Genomic DNA, 20,506 nt, shown 5'->3' with positions numbered 1-20,506 from the left:
GCATAATAAATTGTAATTTATTGACGATAGTGGGAAAATATTCATAAATGTATAAAATAACAGAAAAAATGCAAAAATAAAATCAATTTCATATGTTATAAAATCTATATGGCAAAATTAAATTTGCCTATCAGAATGATATAAACACACCAGAAAGGAGGATGCTATCAATAATGGAAATTAATTAATTTTGGTAGCTAAAAATTATGAATGAACAAACTAGAATATCCTTAGAGAGAGCTGCTGAACTAAAATCAAAAATTGATGATTATATTCAGGCTAGGAAAACAATTAACAGAGGTCTTGAAAAAGAAGAAGAGATAAATAAACGAAAACAAAAGATATTAAGCATATTAAATGGAACAGAAGAAGACTGGAATAATTACAAATGGCAATTATCAAATAGAATCACAGATGTAGATACTTTATCAAAGATTATTAATCTAACTAAAAAAGAAAAAGAATATATAGAAGAAGTTGGTACTCAATTTAGATGGGCAATATCTCCATATTATCTGAGTTTGATAGACCCAGATGATATATGTGACCCTATAAAATTACTTTCTATACCAACACATATAGAATTGGAAGATGAACAAGATGATTTAGACCCAATGGGAGAAGAGTATACAAATCCAGCAGGATGTATAACTAGAAGATATCCAGATAGATTAATAATAAATGTAACAAATGAATGTGCTATGTATTGTAGACATTGCCAAAGAAGAAGAAATATTGGTCAACAAGATTCTCATAAGTCAAAAGCTGTTATACAAGAATCTATAGATTATATTAGAGAAAATGAAGAAATAAGAGATGTATTAGTAACTGGTGGAGATACTCTTACATTAAAAGATGATTATTTAGAATGGATTCTTAGCCAACTTAAAGAAATACCACATGTTGATTATGTTAGATTAGGAACTAGAACTCTTGTTACAATGCCACAAAGAGTTACAGATGATTTTTGTAATATGCTAAAAAAATATCATCCTATATATATAAATACACATTTTAATCATCCAATGGAAATAACTAAAGAATCTAAAGAGGCATGTGAAAAATTAGCAAATGCAGGTGTACCATTAGGAAATCAAGCAGTGTTATTAAATGGTATAAATAATGATAAATTTGTAATGAGATGTTTAAATCAAGAATTGCTTAAAATAAGAGTGAAACCTTACTATATATTCCAAAGCAAACATGTAAAAGGAACAAAACATTTCAATACATCAGTAGATGATGGTCTTGAAATAATGGAATATCTAAGAGGATATACATCTGGAATGGCAATACCAACATATATAGTTAATGCTCCAAAAGGAGGTGGTAAGACTCCATTACTTCCACAATATCTTGTATCAAAAGGAACAGATTATGTGATGCTTAGAACATGGGAAGGAAAAGTTATAAAAATGGAAGATGAACCAGCTGTAGATATAAAGAAACTTATAAAAGAGCAAGCGCAGGATTAATAAAATATTTAAATATACAAAAAGAAACAACTTTAAAATAAAAATAAAATGGATGCTAAATTTATATCAATTTGCATCCATTTTTATATTAGTTATTTATTTTATTTATTATTTTGTTGTTGATTAACCAATTCAAGGTATCCACTTGGATGGAAGTAATATATCTCAGAAGTATTTTCATTTACAAAGTAACCAATGTCACCATCTGCATCTGGTAAAAATACATATCCATTAAGATTTTTAGCTTTTAATGCTTCAAAATCGCTAGCATTTCCTTGATATATGTAATCAACTTTATTGTTGTATTTTACTAAAAGTTCTTTAGCTTGTTCTTGAGTCAATTTAGTATCTTGACTTACAGGAATATTCTTTTGAGAATCAGCATAAGAAGATTCATTTACTGGTGCAGTTAATAACAAACAAGATAAAACTAATAAAGATATAAGTGCTTTTTTCATACTAAAACCCTCTTTCGTAATTAATTATATAAGATATTTATTACTTAATAATATTATATGCTTTCTATAATTAAATATTACCATTAAAGAGGATAATATTACAGTTACACAGCTGTAACCTTTGATTACAAAATCGTAATTAAATTGTATTTTTATTCCATTTGTATTTTATCATGTCTACGATTAACAAATTCACAAAAATATATTTTTATAACGCCCATAACAGGAGCTGATAAAATCATACCAGGTATTCCAAAAAATCCTCCACCAACAGTAACTGCTAGTATTGTAAAAAATGGACTAAGACCTAGTTGTCCACCTACGATTTTTGGTTCTATAAATGTAACTTCAACTTGTTGAATTATTATTAAGTAAATCAAGCAAGTTAACGCAGTTGTAGGATTGTAGAATAAGTTAATTACTACAACTGGTGTCATACCTATTACTGGACCAAAGTATGGAACCATATTCATAATACCCATTAGTGTACCAAACAATAGTGCATATTCAGACTTTAAAAAGTATAGACCAATTCCAGAAAGCAGTCCAACTATAAAAGAATCTAAAATCTTACCTGTAAAGTATTTACCAATATTTAAGTTCAAACTTTGACACAATTCTATTATAAAGTCTCCATATTTTTTACCTAAAGAAATATAAATAACTTTTTTTGTAAATGATAAGAACTTTTCTTTTTCTAATAATAGATAGAAACAAATTATAAAGCCTAAAAGGAATTGTACTATAAATTTTCCAACAGAGAAGGTAGTACTAAATATTCCTCCAAGTGAACCAATAAGTAAGTTACTAAACTTAGGCATTACACTCATAATTTTGTCACCATATTCTTTTAATGTATTAGGGTCTACTGATTGCAAACTTTTACCTAAATCAAATAAGAATTGTTCCGTTTTATCTATATATATAGGAACTTGAGTTACTAAGTCAGCTAAACTGTTTACTATTGATGGAACTGTAAATAGTATAAAAGATACTAGTATAACTATTAGCACACCATAAGTAAGAAGTAAAGAATATATCCTTTTAAAATTAAGCTTATTTTCCAAAAATTTTACTAGTGGATTAAATACATATGCTAATACAAATGCTATTATAAATGGAGTTAGTAATGACATCAGTAAACTTATTACTCCAAAAAAATATTTGTAATTATCAACAACTTTAATCAAAATATATGAAATAACTACAGTAAGTACAATATTTAAATAAATTTTTTTATCCTGCAAAACAACACAACCTTTCTTATATTTATTAAGTTTAGATTTACTTAAATTTAAAATCAAGTTAATATTTATAGCTTATTATACAATAAAAAGTAGTATTAATATAGTATGATTAATATGAAATTTGATAAGTGTACAATATATTGAAAGTTTTATCTAAATATTATTTTTATTTTCTTAAATTTACATATTACAAATATAAATAATTACAATTCGTTTCTAATTCTCTGTACATTTCTATTTATATAGTGCCTTCCAACATGTTTATATAAAAAATTTTTATACCATCCTATCTTTTGACTATATTTATTAAAAAAATTATCTGGAGTATCAAAGATTCCCAAATCATCAATTATTCCTTCTTTTTGAATAAATGTATGATTTACATTCCAAGATATTTGAGGATTTTGAAAATCTTTAGTGGCAATACCCCATCCATAAAATGAGCCTTGACAGTTATTGTATTTCTGCTGAATACTTGTAAGATAATTTTTGTCTAAAATAAGACCTTCTAATTTATACCATTGCTTTTCATAGTATACTTCTGTCCATGTGTGAATGATTTCTGTAGGTGCAATTTTGTAAATAATTCCTAAGAGTTCTAATTGAACTCTTTTGTCTAGAGTAAAACCATGAATCCTACATGGAATGCCAACTCCTCTTAAAAGTGCCATAGCAAGTATAGTTTTTGTATTACATTGTCCATATCCATCTTTTAGTATTTTACTTGCAGATATATTGTCACTTGCATTGAAACCAAAGTTGATGTCATCTCTAATAAAGTTATAAATTTGTTTGATTTTATTAAAATTATCTAATTGATTCCAATTATGTTTGCTAATAAGTTCTTGAATATTTCTTGCTCTAAAGTCTAATAATGTACTTTCTGATAAATATCTTTTCATAAAATAGAATTCTCCTTTATCTAGTGTAACTATATTTTATACCTTAGAGTAATTTGAAACTTTCAAAAACTTGCTGTTTTTTAATATGCCAGAAATATTCATACCAGTCATACATTTGTTGGTGTATGCTAGATGTGAAGCACTGTCAAAACCTGCCATCATAGCAGCATCAGTTATAGAGTATTTACCAGATAAAAGTAAAAAATATGCTTTTTGAATTTTATGTAGGAGAATGTAACTTTTTAATGGCATTCCTGTTTGTTCTTTGAATATATGGGACAGTCTGCTTGGCGAAAGAAAGACCATATCAGAAATATTTTTTATAGAATGATTATGACAGTCACACTCATTAAGTCTTTGCATTATTTTATGAATTCTTTTATCAACTATTGTGTAATTGTCTTGAGCAACATTAAGATATTTGAACACAGAATTTGTAAAATTTAAATAACCTTCTTTATCATGATTTTTTAAAAATTTAAAATATTTTTCTTGTATATGTTTAGTATTATGAATATCTATAATTCCATAACCCTTAATTTTGTCAATATATTTTGATTTAAGACTTAATGCAAGTGATGATGTTGGTTCAATTAACATAGTAAAACATACTTTTTCTCCTGTTGAAAAACAATGTTCTATATTACTATCTACAATAATGCATTTACCTTCTATATCATTGCCATCTATAGTTATATTTAAATTATCTTCAATTCCTATAAACAATTGTAACATCCAATGTTTATGCTTCTTTGATTGAATAGAATTTGTAAACGAAGAAATATGATTATTTGACATAATTATATAATTAATAAAATTACCTCCAAACATTTTTCTTATTGAGGAAATACAGGTTAAATGTACAGTATTTTTCAGTAAGATTAGTGAAATTTTTATTTTATTATACTTTAGATTTTAATTTTGTTCAATTATTTTAAAGTTAGATTACTTTTATAGTGAATTAATTTTATTTTATAGAATATTGGACCTATATTAAGATATTTTAAAATATAAATTACCTATGGTAAAACTTGCATATAAAAAATAAAAATTTTATAATTATATTACAGATTATTTAAAATAAAACATCAAGTTATAAGTTGAAGAAAAGAGGATGTCATGAAGTTATTTCAGCAAAAAACACAAGTTCATAAATTTGAAAATTCAAAAGAATTTATAGAAGAATTCAAGATTTGTAAATCAGATTTTATATTAACAAGTAAAAATGCATATGATACATATTTTAAAAGCTTTGGTTTGGATGCACATGTAGAATATAAAAGTAAGTATGGAACTGGTGAACCTGATGATATAATGATGGATAAATTATTGGATGATTTTTCAAAAACTAATTGTACAAGAATTATTGCTATTGGTGGGGGAGCAGTTATTGATATGGCAAAGTTGTTAGTACTGAAAGATGGAAAGAAATCAAGTGATTTATTTCAAAAAAAGGTTCCTTTAGAAAAAATAAGAGAATTAATAGCTGTTCCTACAACTTGTGGAGCAGGTTCAGAGGTGTCAAATATTTCAATTGCAGAAATAACAGAGATGAATACGAAATTTGGATTAGCTGTAGATGAATTATTTCCAGATTATGCAGTTTTAATTCCAGAGTTATTACTAGAGCTTCCATATTCATTTTTTGCTACAAGTGCAATTGATGCTTTAATACATGCTATAGAATCTTTTGTATCTCCAAAGGCAAGTATTTATACAGAAATTTTTAGTACCAAAGCTATAGAGATGATTTTAAATGGATTTCAGCAAATTGTGTTAAATGGAAAAGATTATAGATTTGATATTATAGAAGATTTTTTGGTTGCAAGTGATTTAGCTGGTATTGCTTTTGGAAATGCTGGGACAGGAGCAGTACATGCACTTTCATACCCATTAAGTGGAGTTTATCATGTTACTCATGGGGAAGCTAATTATCAGTTTTTTATAGAAGTGTTTAAAACATATAATAGATTATCACCAGATGGTAAATTAGCAAAAATAAATATGCTTTTGAGTGAAATAATGAATTGTAAAGTATCAGAGGTATATGAAAAAATGGAAGAGCTACTTAATAAAATTATTACAAGAAAAAGTTTAAGAGAATATGGAATGAAAGATTATGAGATAAATAGTTTTGCAGACAGTGTCTTGGATAGTCAACAAAGGTTATTAAATCAAAGTTATGTTAAACTTAATAAAGAAGAAATAGTAAATATATACAGAATTTTATATTGATAACCCAAATCTAAAAGTTAATTGCTTTATATTTAGCTATAACTCAAATTTATGAAAAGCGATGGTTTTAATTAAATCATCGCTTTTTATGACTGATATTTTTATAAGATAATGTATCTTGTACTTATTAAAAAATATATATTTCATTTAATTATGACAAATAAAGATAAAATTTAAATATTTTAGAGGTAATTTTATTTATATATAGAATTTTAGAGTAATGATATACAAATGTATTATATTACTATTTTATATCAAAAATAGTAATATAATAGTCATATACATTTAGAAAATTTATTGTTTAAAAGGAGTAGAACTTATGATAAAAAAAGAAATGGGTAATTTTAAAGGAAGTAGTGATTATGTAGTATCACCAGAACTAATGGCATCAGTTAATGTTGCTATAGCACTTGAAAAACCACTTTTAATTAAAGGAGAACCTGGAACAGGAAAAACTATGCTTGCACAAGCAATTTCAAATCAACTACAAAAAGATTTAGTAATTTGGAACATAAAATCAACTACAAAAGCACAGGATGGACTCTATGTATATGATACTGTTCAAAGACTTTATGATAGTCAATTTGGAGGTGAAGGAGTAGATGATATTGGTAAGTACATAAAATATGGTAAATTAGGAGAAGCATTTAGTTCACAGCAACAAGTAATTCTTTTGATAGATGAAATAGACAAGGCCGACTTAGAGTTTCCAAACGACCTACTTTGGGAATTAGATAAAATGGAGTTTTATATAAATGAAACAAAAGAAACTGTAACAGCAAAACAAAGACCTATAGTGATTATAACTTCGAATGCAGAAAAAGAGCTTCCAGATGCTTTTTTAAGAAGATGTATATTTCACTATATAGAATTTCCTGATAGAGATATGATGGAGGAGATAGTCAAAGTACATTTTGATAAAGTTGAAGAACATTTATTGGAACAAGTAATGACTACTTTTTATTGGATTAGAAGTTTAAGAGAGATACAAAAGAAACCTAGCACATCAGAATTAATAGACTGGATACAAGCATTGACTTTAAGTGGAATTCCAATTGAAAAAATAGAAAAAGAGGTTCCTTTTGCAGGGATACTGCTTAAAAATAATGAGGATATTGAATCTATGCAAAAACGTTTGTAGTCAATAGGAGCTGAATAATTATGTTTATTAAATTTTTTTATTTATTGAGAGCAAGAGGTCTAGATATATCTTTAAATGAATGGATGACTTTAATTGAAGCACTGGACAAAGGGCTTTGTTATTCAAATTTTTCTAATTTTTACTATCTTTGTAGGATGATTTTAATAAAAAGTGAAAGTAATTTTGACAAATTTGATGCAGTATTTTTGGAGTATTTTAAAGGTATAGAACACAAAGAAGAAATTCCAGAAGAGATTATGAACTGGCTTAAAAAGCCAAATGTTGATTTAGAAGGATTTGAAAGATTAGAACAAAATCCAAATATAAACCTTGATGAATTGAGAGCTAAATTAGAGGAACGTATAAAAGAACAAGACTCTCCACATAATGGAGGAAATTACTGGATAGGAACAGGAGGTACTTCTGAATTAGGTCATTCAGGCAAAGGTCAAACTGGTATACGTATAGGTGGAACTTCAACCTATGGAAGGGCTGTTCTTGAAGTTGCAGGAGAAAGAAAGTATAGAGATTTTAGAGATGATGAAGTTTTAAATATGCGTCAATTTCAAGTTGCATTAAAAAGACTTCGTCAATTTTCTACTAGAATAGATGCTCCAAAGACAGAACTTGACTTAGATAAAACTATTGAAGAGACTTGTAATAATGCAGGGTATTTAAAATTATTCTTTGAAAAACCAAGAAAAAATACAGTGAAGCTTTTGCTACTTATAGATTCAGGGGGTTCAATGAGAGGATATAGTACTTTATGTAATACATTATTTCAGTCTGTAAGTAAATCAAATCACTTTAAAGATGTAAAAGTATACTATTTTCATAACTGTTTTTATGATAGATTATTTACGACACCAGAATGCTGGCTAAGTAAGTCTATTGATACTGAATGGATATTACAAAACATAGATAAAAACTATAAAGTTATAATCGTTGGTGATGCCTCTATGGCACCTTCTGAGTTACTTCATATTGGTGGTAATTATAGAGGTCCATATAATGATACACCTGGGATAGAGTGGCTTAAAAGATTCAAAAGAAAGTATAGTAAAATTGTGTGGCTAAATCCAGAACTGAGAGATGGATGGGATTCAATCAGTTATTGGTATCAGACTCAAAGGTTAATACAAAGTGAGTTTAATATGTATCCATTAACTGTAAAAGGATTGGAAAAATCATTGAAAAATTTAATGGTTGCGAAATAATATAAAAAATGATGGTACAAATTATCTAAAAGATGTACCATCATTTTTTATATTATAAATTGTATAATTGAAATTTAAAAATTATGTAGCCTAATACATTTTAGACTTACAAAAAACATATACATTAATAATAATTTTAGAAATTGAGGTGATTATAATAAATTATGAATTAATCGTAAAATACAATGGAGATATATTAAGATTAGAGCAAGAATTAGGTGTTTCAGTAGAAATACTTAATTCTTCATATGCAATAATAACATCAAGTAATGAAGAAGATATAAATAGATTACTGACTTATCCAGAAATAGAGTTTATAGAAAAACCTTTTATATTACAAACCCAAGACATCCAAAGTTTTTCAAGCACAGGGATAACAGGTTTTAAAAATAGAACAGGATTAACTGGAAAAGGGACTATAATTGGTATAATTGATTCGGGTATAGATTATACTTTGCCTGTATTTAGAGATAGTGATGGAAGGTCTAAAATATTATACTATTGGGACCAGTCTATACAAGGAAATCCTCCAGCAGGTTTTAAAGAAGGAACATTATATACTAATGAAGATATAAATAATGCAATAGCTGGTAATACATATATACCTATTTCAACGACTAGTCTACATGGTACACATGTTGCAGGTATTTGTTCAACTATTGCAAGTGATGCTAGGATAATAGTAGTAAGAGTTGGAAATATACAGACAGATGTTTTTTCAAGAAGTACAGAGTTTATGAGGGCGATTAAATTTATTTTAGATAGGGCATTAGAATTAAGAATGCCTGTTACATTAAATATAAGTTATGGAAGTAATGAAGGTTCGCATAGAGGAACTTCTTTATTTGAGCAGTATATAGATGATATGTGTTTATTTTGGAAAAATAATATAGTGGTAGCGGCTGGTAATAATGCAGATAAGGGTGGTCATAAAAGGATTAGACTTCAAAATAATACTACAGAAGAAGTTGAGTTTGTAATTGGAGAAGGAGAACGTATATTAAATATAAACATATGGCCAGATTTTATTGATGATTTTAGTGTACATTTAGTAAGTCCATCAAATAGTCAGACACAATCAATTTCTCTAACTTCAGGTGAAATAAGAAATACTTTAGGAGAGACAAGAATTACTGGTTATTTTTATCCTATAGCACCATATTCTCTTACTAGAAGAGTTACTTTGCAGTTAAGTTCAAATACACAGATAAATCCTGGTTTATGGAGAATTGTATTTGAGCCTATAGATATTGTAACTGGTAATATAAATATATATCTACCAACTTCTGAGGGATTAAATAGAAACACGAGATTTTTGATTCCAACTCAAGAACTTACTGTTACAGTTCCTGGAACAGCAAGTAGAGTTATAACTGTAGGTAGTTTCAATTCAAGAACAGATATAGTATCCATATTTTCTGGCGAAGGAGATACACAATTAGGAGTGTTTAAACCAGACTTATTAGCTCCAGGCGAAGATATAATATCTTTTTTACCAGGAGGTACAAGTGGAGCATTAACTGGAACTAGCATGGCTACTCCTCATGTCACAGGAGTTTGTTCGTTGTTTATGGAGTGGGGAATTGTAAATGGAAATGATTTATTTTTATATTCACAAAAGTTAAGAGCATTACTTCTTAGGGGAGCAAGAAGACTAAGTAATCAGCAATATCCGAATAATTCATCAGGATTTGGATTTTTAAATTTATCAGACATAGATTTGTATACTTTATCTAGTATAAATCAAGATTTAGAAACAGAAAACATTGGATATAGAAGCATTAATAAGTCATTTAAAGATGAAGAAAATAATTATAAAATTATAGAAAGTTATAATGCTCAAAGAAATAATGACTTAAATTTGGAGGATTTTCTAAGTGAAAATATGGATAGACAATCAGGAACATTGGCAGGAATAAATGTAATTCATACTCCTGAATTTGAAGACGAGTTAGCATCATTGGGTATGAGTCAAGAATTTCTTAAGTTAAGTGACTCATTTGGTGTATTATCTATAAACACTACAGACTATAATAGTATACAACGAGTTTTGGAACTTCCATCAGTTATAAGGACAGAATCAACTATAAAGATGACACTGCTTGGAGAGATTAATCAAGGTACTTTTGGTGGTGTAGTTGCAACCGAAGAAATAGGTGTAAATTTTTTTAAAAATAATCCAAATATAACAATAACAGGAAGAGGTACTCTTATAGCAATTGCTGATACAGGAATAGACTATCTACATAAAGACTTTATATATGCAGATGGAACTTCAAAAATAGCTTTTTTATGGGACCAAACAAAGGATGGAACTCCACCTGAAGGTTTTTATATTGGTACAGAATATACACGAGAAGATATTAATAGAGCAATTGCAGAAAATGATGCTAGTCTATCTCAAGATGAAGTTGGGCAAGGTACTATGATAAGTGGTATATGTGCAGGTCTTGGTAATGTAAATAAGGAATATGCAGGAATAGCTGAGGATGCTGAATTAATAATAATAAAAACTGCTAAGATAGAAGGATTTTATAATAGTGCAATGTTATTTGCTGCGTCTCAGTATGCATATAAAAAATCTTTTGAACTTGGGAGACCATTAGTAATAAATATATCTTTGGGTAGCAATAGTTTAGTTGGATTGACCAATAGAAGTAATAGTGAAAAAGCATTTTTTACTAGAGGATTGTGTATAACAGCAGGAGCTGGAAATGAAGGGAACACTCAGACACACACATCTGGAAGAATACCAAATGTAGGAAGTGCTGTTGAAGTCGAGTTGGAATTAAATGAAGAAGAAGAAGAATTATCAGTTGAGCTTTGGTTGAATAAACCAGATAAAGCAGATGTAATAATAGTGTCTCCCACTGGTGAAGAAAGTAAAAGTGTTGGAATATCAAGTTATAATAGGGTAACAGGTTTATTTGATTTAGAAGGAACCGAGTATTCTATAACATATGTATATCCAACTACTTTTTCAGGTCAGCAGTTTACCAATGTTACCCTGAGAAATGCTAAAAGAGGAGTGTGGAAGATTAGATTAGTAGGGGTTTACATTGTAAATGGAATATATAACTTGTATCTTCCAAATAGAGCTCTTTTAAAAAGTGGAACTAGATTTAGAGAGGTTGACCCTTTTTATACTATAAATTATCCTGCTGTTCAGGACGATTTAATAACTATAGGAGCTTACAATACTATTAATAATAGTTTGTGGCAAAGTTCATCAAGAGGGCCAACTATTGAAGATAGATTAAAGCCAGACTTAGTAGCACCAGGAGTTAATATAATAGCTGCATATCCTGGAAATACATACGCGACTATAACTGGTACAGCAGCAGCTAGTGCACATGCTGCAGGAGCTGCTGCGATGTATTTTCAATATACTTTTGTTGATAGAAGATATCCAAATCAAGCATACGTCCAAAAAATAAAAACTTTTATGCAGGCTGGAGCTAGAAAAAATCAAACTACAGAGTATCCAAATACAAGTGTTGGATATGGAACTTTGGACGTTAGAGGTATGTTTGATGTGTTAAGATAGGAGGGATTTATGGAAAAATCTTATTGTATAATTTATCAGGGTGATATAGAAACTGCACTTCAACAAAATGGAATAAATAGATATATGGTTTTAAATAGTCAGCTTGCAGTAATATATGTACCTATGGACTTTGATGAAACTATTTTAAATAATATACTACAAGTTGCTTGGTGGGAAGAATCTGCTCCAATGAGTAGTTTAATTGAAATAACTAATAATATGAATAATGGAGAAACTATTACAACAGCTACTGAATCAGAGTATATTTATGAGAATCCATATAATGATATAACAGGAAGAGGAATTTTATTAGCAGTTATAGATTCTGGTATAGATTATTTACATCCTGATTTTGTGAACGCAGATGGAACAAGTAAGGTTTTACGATTATGGGATCAGGAAGAAAATACAAATCCACCACCAGAAGGATTTATTTTTGGGAGTGAATTTACAAGAAGTGAATTAAGTTTAGCTATAAGTAGAAATGATGGAAGTTTAAGTCAAGATAATATAGGTACTGGAACTTTGGCTTCTGGTATATTAGTAGGAAATGGAAGAGTAAATTCACAATATAGAGGTATAACTACAGAGTCAGATTTGATAGTGGTTAAATTAAAATCATATACAGATACCTATTATGCTGGAAGGATAAATTATAGTGTTTCAGATTTTTTAGCAGCTATAACATATGTTACTAATATAGCAAAAACAGAAAATAAGCCTATAATAATAAATCTTACTATCGGAGTTAAGTCAGGTGCTGTAGCAACTACTTCCATATTAGACACATTTAATATATTAAGTAGTGCTGGTGTTGTATTAGTAAGTGGCGCAGGTAATCAAGGTAATACAGATATTCATTATGCTGGAAGATTTAGTAGTTTAAATGAAGTCCAAGATGTAATAATACAAGATGGTGACGATTACGCACTTGATATAACACTCAATACAAATGGCCCAGATAAGATAGGGGCACAAATAATATCTCCTTCAGGTGAAGTTAGTCATGATATAAGATATTCCCCAGACTTTTATGTATATAGAGGAAAGTTTAATCTGGAAAATACTACTTATTCAATGAGATTCATCTATCCATATATCACTTCTGGAAATGAAAGTCTAGAGATAAGACTGAGAGATATAAAACCTGGTGTGTGGACGTTGAGGCTAACTCCAGAACTCCTAATAGGAGGAGAGTATGACATATATTTACCAAATAAAAACTTGATAGCACCAGATACAAGATTTTTAGACCCAGACTCAGTGGCTACAATAACTATGTATGCTGCTGGTGATGATGTAATTACAGTTGGTACATTTAATAATAAGACTGATAGTATGTGGATTGGTTCATCAAAAGGGCCAATTAGAGGAAGAGGAATTAAGCCAGATATAGTAGCCCCAGGAGTAGATATAATATCTACATATAAAAATGGAACATACAATACAGCAACAGGTACAGGCGTTAGTAGTTCTATAGTTTCTGGAGTCTTGGCCTTATTAATGGAATACTTGGAAAAACAAGATAATATCCCAAGGTTATCATTGTTTACACAAGTTTTAAAAACATATTTAATATTGGGAGCTACGAAGCTCGATATATATACATATCCAAATGTTTCACAGGGATATGGGATTTTAAATTTAAAAAATACAATTCAACAGATAGCAAATACTTTATAAATAAAAAATATGTAAATAATGGCATTTTATCTGTTATAAATTTTACTTATGAATTTAATTTGAAAAATTGCTAAAACTATTACAAAATAAATATATAGAGGTGATAGTTTTGGAAAGTAAAAAAGCAAGAGCATTAAAAGGTAAAGATAACAAAAGACTTAGAAGTCCACTTCTAGTTGGAAATGAATCAACAGCAGCTTGGGCAGATGTTGAAAAATTAAAACCTCATAGTAAAGTTTCAATACCTTCACTTAATAGTGTTGAAGAAGCAAAAGATTGGGTTGACAATGGAAGTAAACTGTAAAGACTTCTATACTTGATAACAAAAATAAATAATTTATTGTATTTAAGTAAAGTAGTATTAGTTTAAAAAGCTTAAAGTTAAACTTAGGCTAATAAACAGTATACTACTTTACTTTTTTTATAAATGTCAGAAGGCAAAATGTAATTTATAAACATTTGAAAGGGAAATATAAATTTTTGAATATAAATGTTTATATTATAGATTATATAAGACTAGTAAATATCAATTGTATAAACTTATTGACTAAAAATTTATAAATTGGTATAATTTTGTTAATTAGCGGAAATAATAGAAGATAAATACTGTGAAGAGAAGAGTAGATATAAAATGTAGTTTTAGCGAGTTGAGGATGGTGAAAGCTCAATACAAGTTTTATATTGAAGAACATCTTGGAGTTTCTAATCGAAAGCTTATTTAGCAAGTAGACTTAGACGGAAGGCACCGTTATAGGCTTTAAGCATTGCTTAACTAAGAGGTCATTTATGACAACTAGGGTGGTACCGCGAAAGTAATAGTCTTTCGTCCCTTTATACAGGGATGAAGGGCTTTTTTTATGGAATTATATTTAGAAGAAATTACTAAAAATTAAACTAGGAGGCTTTAAAATGCAAAAGGAATTTATAACAGTAAAAGAATTGTACAGAGATAAAGAACAGTACATAGGAAAAACTGTCAAAGTAGCTGGGTGGATAAGAACATCTAGAGTATCTAAAAACTTTGGCTTTATAGAATTAAATGATGGAAGTTTCTTTAAAAATATGCAAATAGTATTTGATGAAAAAGTTGAAAATTTTAAAGAGATAGGTAAATTGGCAATAAGCTCATCTATACTTGTAGAAGGTGAGTTGGTATCTACAGAAGGAGCTAAACAACCAGTAGAAATACATGCAAAAAATATAGTTGTAGAAGGTGAATCAGATAGTTCATACCCACTACAAAAGAAAAGACATACACTTGAGTATTTAAGAACAATAGCACATTTAAGACCAAGAAGTAATACTTTTTCAGCTGTATTTAGAGTAAGATCAATAGCTGCATATGCAATACACAAATTCTTTCAAGAAAGAAACTTTGTATATGCACATTCTCCAATCATAACAGGTAGTGACTGTGAAGGTGCAGGAGAAATGTTTAGAATAACAACTATGGATTTAAATGATATTCCAAAAACAGAAGATGGAAAAATAGACTATACACAAGATTTCTTTGGGAAAGAAGCTAATTTGACAGTTAGTGGGCAATTAAATGCTGAAATAATGGCACTTTCTTTTAGAAATGTTTATACTTTTGGACCTACATTTAGAGCTGAAAACTCTTATACAGGAAGACATGCTTCAGAATTTTGGATGATAGAGCCAGAAATAGTTTTTGCAGACCTTGAAGATAATATGGAACTTGCAGAAGATATGATAAAATACGTTATAAACTATGTTTTAGAAAACGCTCCAGAAGAAATGGAATTCTTTAATAGTTTTATAGATAAAGGATTGCTAGAAAGACTAAATAAAATAGTAAATTCTGAATTTGTTAGAATAACATACACTAAAGCAGTAGAGTTATTACTTGAATCAGGACATGAGTTTGAGTATCCAGTAGAATGGGGATGTGATCTTCAAACTGAACATGAAAGATATATAACAGAACAAATATACAATTCTCCAGTATTTGTTACGGATTATCCAAAAGATATAAAAGCGTTCTATATGAGAATGAATGAAGATGGTAAAACTGTTAGAGCAATGGATTTATTAGTTCCTGGTGTTGGAGAGATAGTTGGAGGTTCTCAAAGAGAAGAAAGAGAAGACGTACTATTAGATAGAATTCATGAAATGGGATTAAATGAAGAAGATTACTGGTGGTATTTAGAACTTAGAAAATTTGGTACTGCTACTCACTCTGGATTTGGTCTTGGATTTGAAAGAATAATTATGTATATGACAGGTATGTCTAACATAAGAGACGTTATACCTTTCCCAAGAACTCCTAAAAATGCTGAATTCTAATAATTATAACCTATAATATAATTATATAATTTTTCGATATAATAAATAGCTTGTGTGCTATCTGATTTAGATACATACAAGTTATTTTTATTGTGTTTACAAATATATGTAGTTTGCTTATTCATATTTTATTATACAATGTAATTATAAGTTACTTATACTAGGAGGATAAATAATTGGACTTGGCGATTATACAATAGAAGATTGTGAAATAATTGGTGAACAAACTGCTAAACTTTATTTTAATCCTATTGGGTATCCTTATGGTGGAAACAAAGTTCTTCAAGAGGCACTAAAAGCTTTTGGAGTGACAATAGTGAGTGTGATTGGATAACGTTTATTATGATATACTATAACTAGTAGAGTAATTTTTTGGAAGTTTAAATATAAATTATATTTAAGCATTATCTTTATGTAAATAGTATAAAAATATATAAGGTGATTTAAATCTAAAAAATTATTGAATAGTATATTTATTACACAAAAAGTTTTATCATTATCATGAGGGGGAAGTAATAATGTTTAAGAAAGGGTTGTTTATAGTTTTAAGTTTGGCACTTATATGTACAGGTTGCAGTTCAAAAAATGGTTCTAAAGGTAAGCAAGCAGACAGAGATAATTCTCTTATACTATTAAAAAATGATGAGAATAATTCAGACGATATGACAGATGTATACATAAAGACAGAAGGTAAGGATGAAGAAAAAATAGCATCAGATGTACCTACATATACTAAAAAAGATTATATAAATGGGGAACAATCAATATTAATTCAAGATAAAGAAAATAATTTATATAAGTATAACCTAAAAAAAGAAAAGGAAAAAATAGCATCAGATTTATCTTCTGATGAAATTAATTCATATGAATTTATGCCTTCTTCAAACACTATAGCATATATATCATCAGAAAAATCTTTGTATGTAAAATACGATGGAAAAGATAAAGAAAAAATAGCTAATGATGTTGTATTGTATAGGATGTCTACAGATGGAAAATTCATATATTATATGAATACAGATGAAGAGTTATATCTATATAAAGAAGATGGAAATAAAGAAAAAATATCTACTGATATACAGAGCTTTGATATTGTAAATAATAAAGGGGATGTAATATTTATAAATAATGATGACAATTTATATTTAAAAAGCACAGATAAAAATGATAAGGTCAAAATTAGTTCAGATGTATCAAATTTATGGGGGGTAAAATCTAATGATGAAGAAATTATGTATATAAGTGAGTATAATTATAAGGATTTGAAAGGTGAGTTATATTTGTACAAAAATAATGTTAGTGAAAAAATAGCATCAGATATTAGGTCTTATAAATATAGAGATAATAAATTTTATTTTATAAATAGTGATGATGAATTGTATGAGAAAGAAATAGGTAAAGAGGAGTCTAATAAAATAAAATCAGACATTAATTATGTAAGTTTTATTAAAGATGGAATTGTATTTACAAATTCTGATGGAGATATATATATTAAGAAAAATAATAAAGAAGACGAAAAAATAGGCAATGATATGAAAGAAAATTCTAATGTATCTATTATTAATGATGAGGAATTACTTTATATTAAATCAAGTGGGGAGTTATTTTTAGATAAAGACAAGATAGCAAGTGATGTTATTGGCTATTCATTTAATTCAGAGAATATAGCATATTCTACTAAAAATAAGGAAATACATTTTTATAATTTAAAAACTAAGAAAGACAATATAGAAATAAACAATGTAGGTAAATATTCAGAAGTTTATTTAGGGAATAAGTTGATTTACTCTAAAAATTTGGAGCCAAAAGATTTAAATGGTTTTTGGAAAGCTGATGAATATAATATATTTGAATTTGAAGAGCCAAATAAGATAAAACTTTATAGTAAAAGTGAAGAAGAAAGTAATTATACAGTTAAATATGAAGAAGAAAGTTCAGATAGTAACAGCATAGTATTAAAAGGAAAAGATACTTTATCAAAGGAAAAATTTACTATAACTAAATTTAATAGTAATGAAATTTCATTGCAAGCTAATAACGTGAGTGGCACACTTAATAAGATTTCCAAAGAAGAAGCTGAAAAATTTATTAAGAGTATAAATAACAAGGAAAATAGTGAAAATACTGATAAAAAGAGCAATAAAAGTGATTCAGGTTCAAGTTCTAATACGAAAAATAAGGAAGTAAGTTATGATGATGATTATATTATATATGATAGTGATTCTAGAGTATTAACTAAAGATGAACTTGGGCTTTATAGTAAAGAGGAGTTAGCCTATATAAGAAATGAAATATTTGCAAGATATGGATATGTATTTAAAGAAGAACCATATAAGAGTTATTTTAGTAATAAGTCATGGTATCAGCCAGATTATAGTATAGGAGCGGATACAGATATTTTAAATTCTGTAGAGAAACAAAATGTATCATTGATTAAGGAAATGGAAAACTAAGTAATAAGAAATTTTAAAATACATGTCTAAATGTAGTATAAGATAGTCTATAAACATTAAAATTGAAATGTGAATTAATTTTAAACATAAATTAATCATATATAAAATTATTAAATCTATAAGTTAGACTTAAGCATAACTTATAGATTTAATAATTCATGTATGAATCTAAAAAGCTAATTTATAGATTTGCATAATATTATCTAAATGTTTTGAACAAAATAAATTTCTTATTAAGAAAATATAAATATAAGGATTGATACTTTCATTTCTATACTTTTAATAAAATGCAACACAATTACGACCTTGTTCCTTTGCAATATATAAAGCTTTATCACAATAACTTATAAATTCATTTAAAGTTATTAATTCTTCGACTTTCTTTGTATGAACTCCGATGCTAACAGTCACACATTTTGAAGGAACATCATCACGTTCAAAATTACAATACTCTATAATCTTACGTAAACATTCGGATTTAAGTTTAGCATTCTCCTCATCACAATTGAAAATACATATAAAAAATTCTTCACCACCATAACGGATAGCATGTTCATTTTCAGAATTTGTAAAATCTAAAATTACTTTAGCAATATTTTGTAAACAGTAGTCACCTTTTTGATGTCCGTAAGTGTCATTAAATTGTTTAAAATAATCTATATCTATCATCATCCCTGTTATAGGCTCTTGATTTGAATGGGTACTTAATTTTTTTTGAAGAACATCTTCTAGATATCTACGATTATTCATTTTAGTTAGGTCATCAGTCATAACCTTAAGATTTAATAAATTATTCATATGATAGATTTCTTCGTATTGTTGATGGATTATCATTTTATCATAATAAGTAAATACACGACTTCTATATAACATTGTAGAAACAAAAATAGCAAGTGATGTTATAAAAAATGTGTTTACAATATTACTGAACTCATTACCTGATACAGTTTGAATTCCTGGTAAGAGTAGATTAAGAAATAAAAAACATCCTCCAAAAACTACTATTGATTGACCTAATTTTAATACTGAAAAAGCAGCAGCTGTTAACATTATATAACTGAATACACTCAAATCATTTCCACCTAACTGGTCAAGCAAAGTAATTACACAACCCCATAAGCAGAAAAAAGTTACATAAATCACCCATAAGTTTATATAACAAGTGCAATGTTCCTTTTTTTTATTCCAAAGATAAGAAAAAACAAACATAAAAATTAAAGAGATACAAAGTAGTATTATATACATACAAAAATACCATTGACGTCTTGGGGTGGCAAAAGGGCCACCATCTCTAGCTGATATTGATATCATCATAATTAGTTGAGATATTATTATTATGATACAAATAATTTTGCCTGTATGATAAAGATAATTGCAAAGTTCTCGTTCAACATTTTCTTTGTGTTTTTTATCTAGAGGGAATCCAAAGAATTTTTTGAATTTTTCTAAGTTCATATAAGCCTCCATTAAAAATAAAACATAAAAATAAGTATTCCTTTTCTTTTCTTAGATACTCGGAATACTTTGTTTACAATTTAATTATAGCAAAATATGATATATGTAACAATCTAAATTTATAATAGGTGATATTTATTAGTTAATATTAAATAAAGTTTTGTATTAGTATCTTATTATAATTAAGATGAGTAAGTTATTTATTTTTGAATATTAGACAATTATAATGAAATACTAATATAAGACAAACAAAATAGATAAATATATCCAATTAAGGTATAATTAAGTTTTATTGGATGAATCTCTGACTAGTAATGTATGTAAATTGAGATTAGTATAAAACTTAAAGCGTTGAAATTGCAACGTTATAGACGACTATATGAAAT

At 27.8% G+C, this 20,506-nt stretch carries 14 protein-coding genes and 1 other annotated feature; of the genes, 9 read left to right on the top strand and 5 right to left on the bottom strand.

The genetic code is table 11. The features are described from left to right. The first annotated feature begins 206 nt into the window (after window positions 1-206). Window positions 207-1,475: a glutamate 2,3-aminomutase gene (gene eam / locus KGF41_RS00290; RefSeq protein ID WP_227840801.1), complete on the top strand. Its 1,269-nt coding sequence runs from the start codon at window positions 207-209 to the stop codon at window positions 1,473-1,475. Window positions 1,476-1,576: 101 nt separating this feature from the next. Here eam and KGF41_RS00285 read toward each other — a convergent pair whose 3' ends face one another. From KGF41_RS00285 to KGF41_RS00270, 4 genes are all read right to left on the bottom strand, one after another. Further along, window positions 1,577-1,933: a hypothetical protein gene (locus tag KGF41_RS00285; protein ID WP_227828869.1), complete on the bottom strand. Its 357-nt coding sequence runs from the start codon at window positions 1,931-1,933 to the stop codon at window positions 1,577-1,579. 152 nt (window positions 1,934-2,085) lie between these two features. After that, window positions 2,086-3,180, bottom strand: a complete 1,095-nt coding sequence (locus KGF41_RS00280) for an AI-2E family transporter (protein WP_227856249.1) — start codon at window positions 3,178-3,180, stop codon at window positions 2,086-2,088. A gap of 203 nt (window positions 3,181-3,383) precedes the next feature. After that, a complete protein-coding gene (locus KGF41_RS00275) occupies window positions 3,384-4,082 on the bottom strand; it encodes a transglutaminase-like domain-containing protein (protein WP_227828868.1) in 699 nt (232 codons plus the stop codon). Between the two features lie 36 nt (window positions 4,083-4,118). Continuing rightward, the gene (locus KGF41_RS00270; RefSeq protein WP_227842241.1) at window positions 4,119-4,880 is read right to left on the bottom strand and encodes a helix-turn-helix domain-containing protein; all 762 of its coding nucleotides are present in this window, start codon (window positions 4,878-4,880) and stop codon (window positions 4,119-4,121) included. 321 nt (window positions 4,881-5,201) lie between these two features. On the opposite strand from KGF41_RS00270, the gene KGF41_RS00265 reads away from it, so the two are divergent. From KGF41_RS00265 to KGF41_RS00230, 8 genes are all read left to right on the top strand, one after another. Then, the gene (locus KGF41_RS00265; RefSeq protein WP_227828866.1) at window positions 5,202-6,317 is read left to right on the top strand and encodes a 4-hydroxybutyrate dehydrogenase; all 1,116 of its coding nucleotides are present in this window, start codon (window positions 5,202-5,204) and stop codon (window positions 6,315-6,317) included. Window positions 6,318-6,636: 319 nt separating this feature from the next. Continuing rightward, complete coding sequence (locus tag KGF41_RS00260) at window positions 6,637-7,458, top strand: AAA family ATPase (protein WP_227841159.1); 822 nt, start codon at window positions 6,637-6,639, stop codon at window positions 7,456-7,458. Between the two features lie 20 nt (window positions 7,459-7,478). Next, a complete protein-coding gene (locus KGF41_RS00255; protein ID WP_227828865.1) occupies window positions 7,479-8,675 on the top strand; it encodes a vWA domain-containing protein in 1,197 nt (398 codons plus the stop codon). Window positions 8,676-8,823: 148 nt separating this feature from the next. Further along, a complete protein-coding gene (gene cspBA / locus KGF41_RS00250; RefSeq protein ID WP_227828864.1) occupies window positions 8,824-12,222 on the top strand; it encodes a bifunctional germination protease/germinant receptor pseudoprotease CspBA in 3,399 nt (1,132 codons plus the stop codon). Between the two features lie 9 nt (window positions 12,223-12,231). After that, on the top strand, window positions 12,232-13,905 hold the full coding sequence (cspC, locus tag KGF41_RS00245) for a bile acid germinant receptor pseudoprotease CspC (RefSeq protein ID WP_227828863.1): 1,674 nt from the start codon (window positions 12,232-12,234) through the stop codon (window positions 13,903-13,905). Between the two features lie 109 nt (window positions 13,906-14,014). After that, complete coding sequence (locus KGF41_RS00240) at window positions 14,015-14,209, top strand: CDIF630_02480 family spore surface protein (RefSeq protein ID WP_227842245.1); 195 nt, start codon at window positions 14,015-14,017, stop codon at window positions 14,207-14,209. A gap of 295 nt (window positions 14,210-14,504) precedes the next feature. Further along, window positions 14,505-14,739: a binding site (T-box leader), on the top strand. A gap of 75 nt (window positions 14,740-14,814) precedes the next feature. Beyond that, window positions 14,815-16,212, top strand: coding sequence for an asparagine--tRNA ligase (asnS, locus tag KGF41_RS00235; RefSeq protein WP_227437264.1), 1,398 nt, complete (start codon window positions 14,815-14,817; stop codon window positions 16,210-16,212). A 518-nt stretch (window positions 16,213-16,730) separates the two neighbouring features. Continuing rightward, entirely contained in the window at window positions 16,731-18,665 is a 1,935-nt protein-coding gene (locus tag KGF41_RS00230) for a YARHG domain-containing protein (protein ID WP_227842247.1), read from the top strand. 279 nt (window positions 18,666-18,944) lie between these two features. Here the strand turns inward: KGF41_RS00230 and KGF41_RS00225 are convergent, their stop codons facing one another. Next, the gene (locus KGF41_RS00225; RefSeq protein ID WP_227856248.1) at window positions 18,945-20,120 is read right to left on the bottom strand and encodes a GGDEF domain-containing protein; all 1,176 of its coding nucleotides are present in this window, start codon (window positions 20,118-20,120) and stop codon (window positions 18,945-18,947) included. Between the last annotated feature and the right edge of the window lie 386 nt (window positions 20,121-20,506).

The sequence above is a fragment of the Clostridioides sp. ZZV14-6150 genome (assembly GCF_020657875.1).
Classification (GTDB): domain Bacteria; phylum Bacillota; class Clostridia; order Peptostreptococcales; family Peptostreptococcaceae; genus Clostridioides.
The sequence above is the reverse complement of the archived record's forward strand: the minus strand, read 5'-3'. Positions and strand labels throughout refer to the sequence as shown.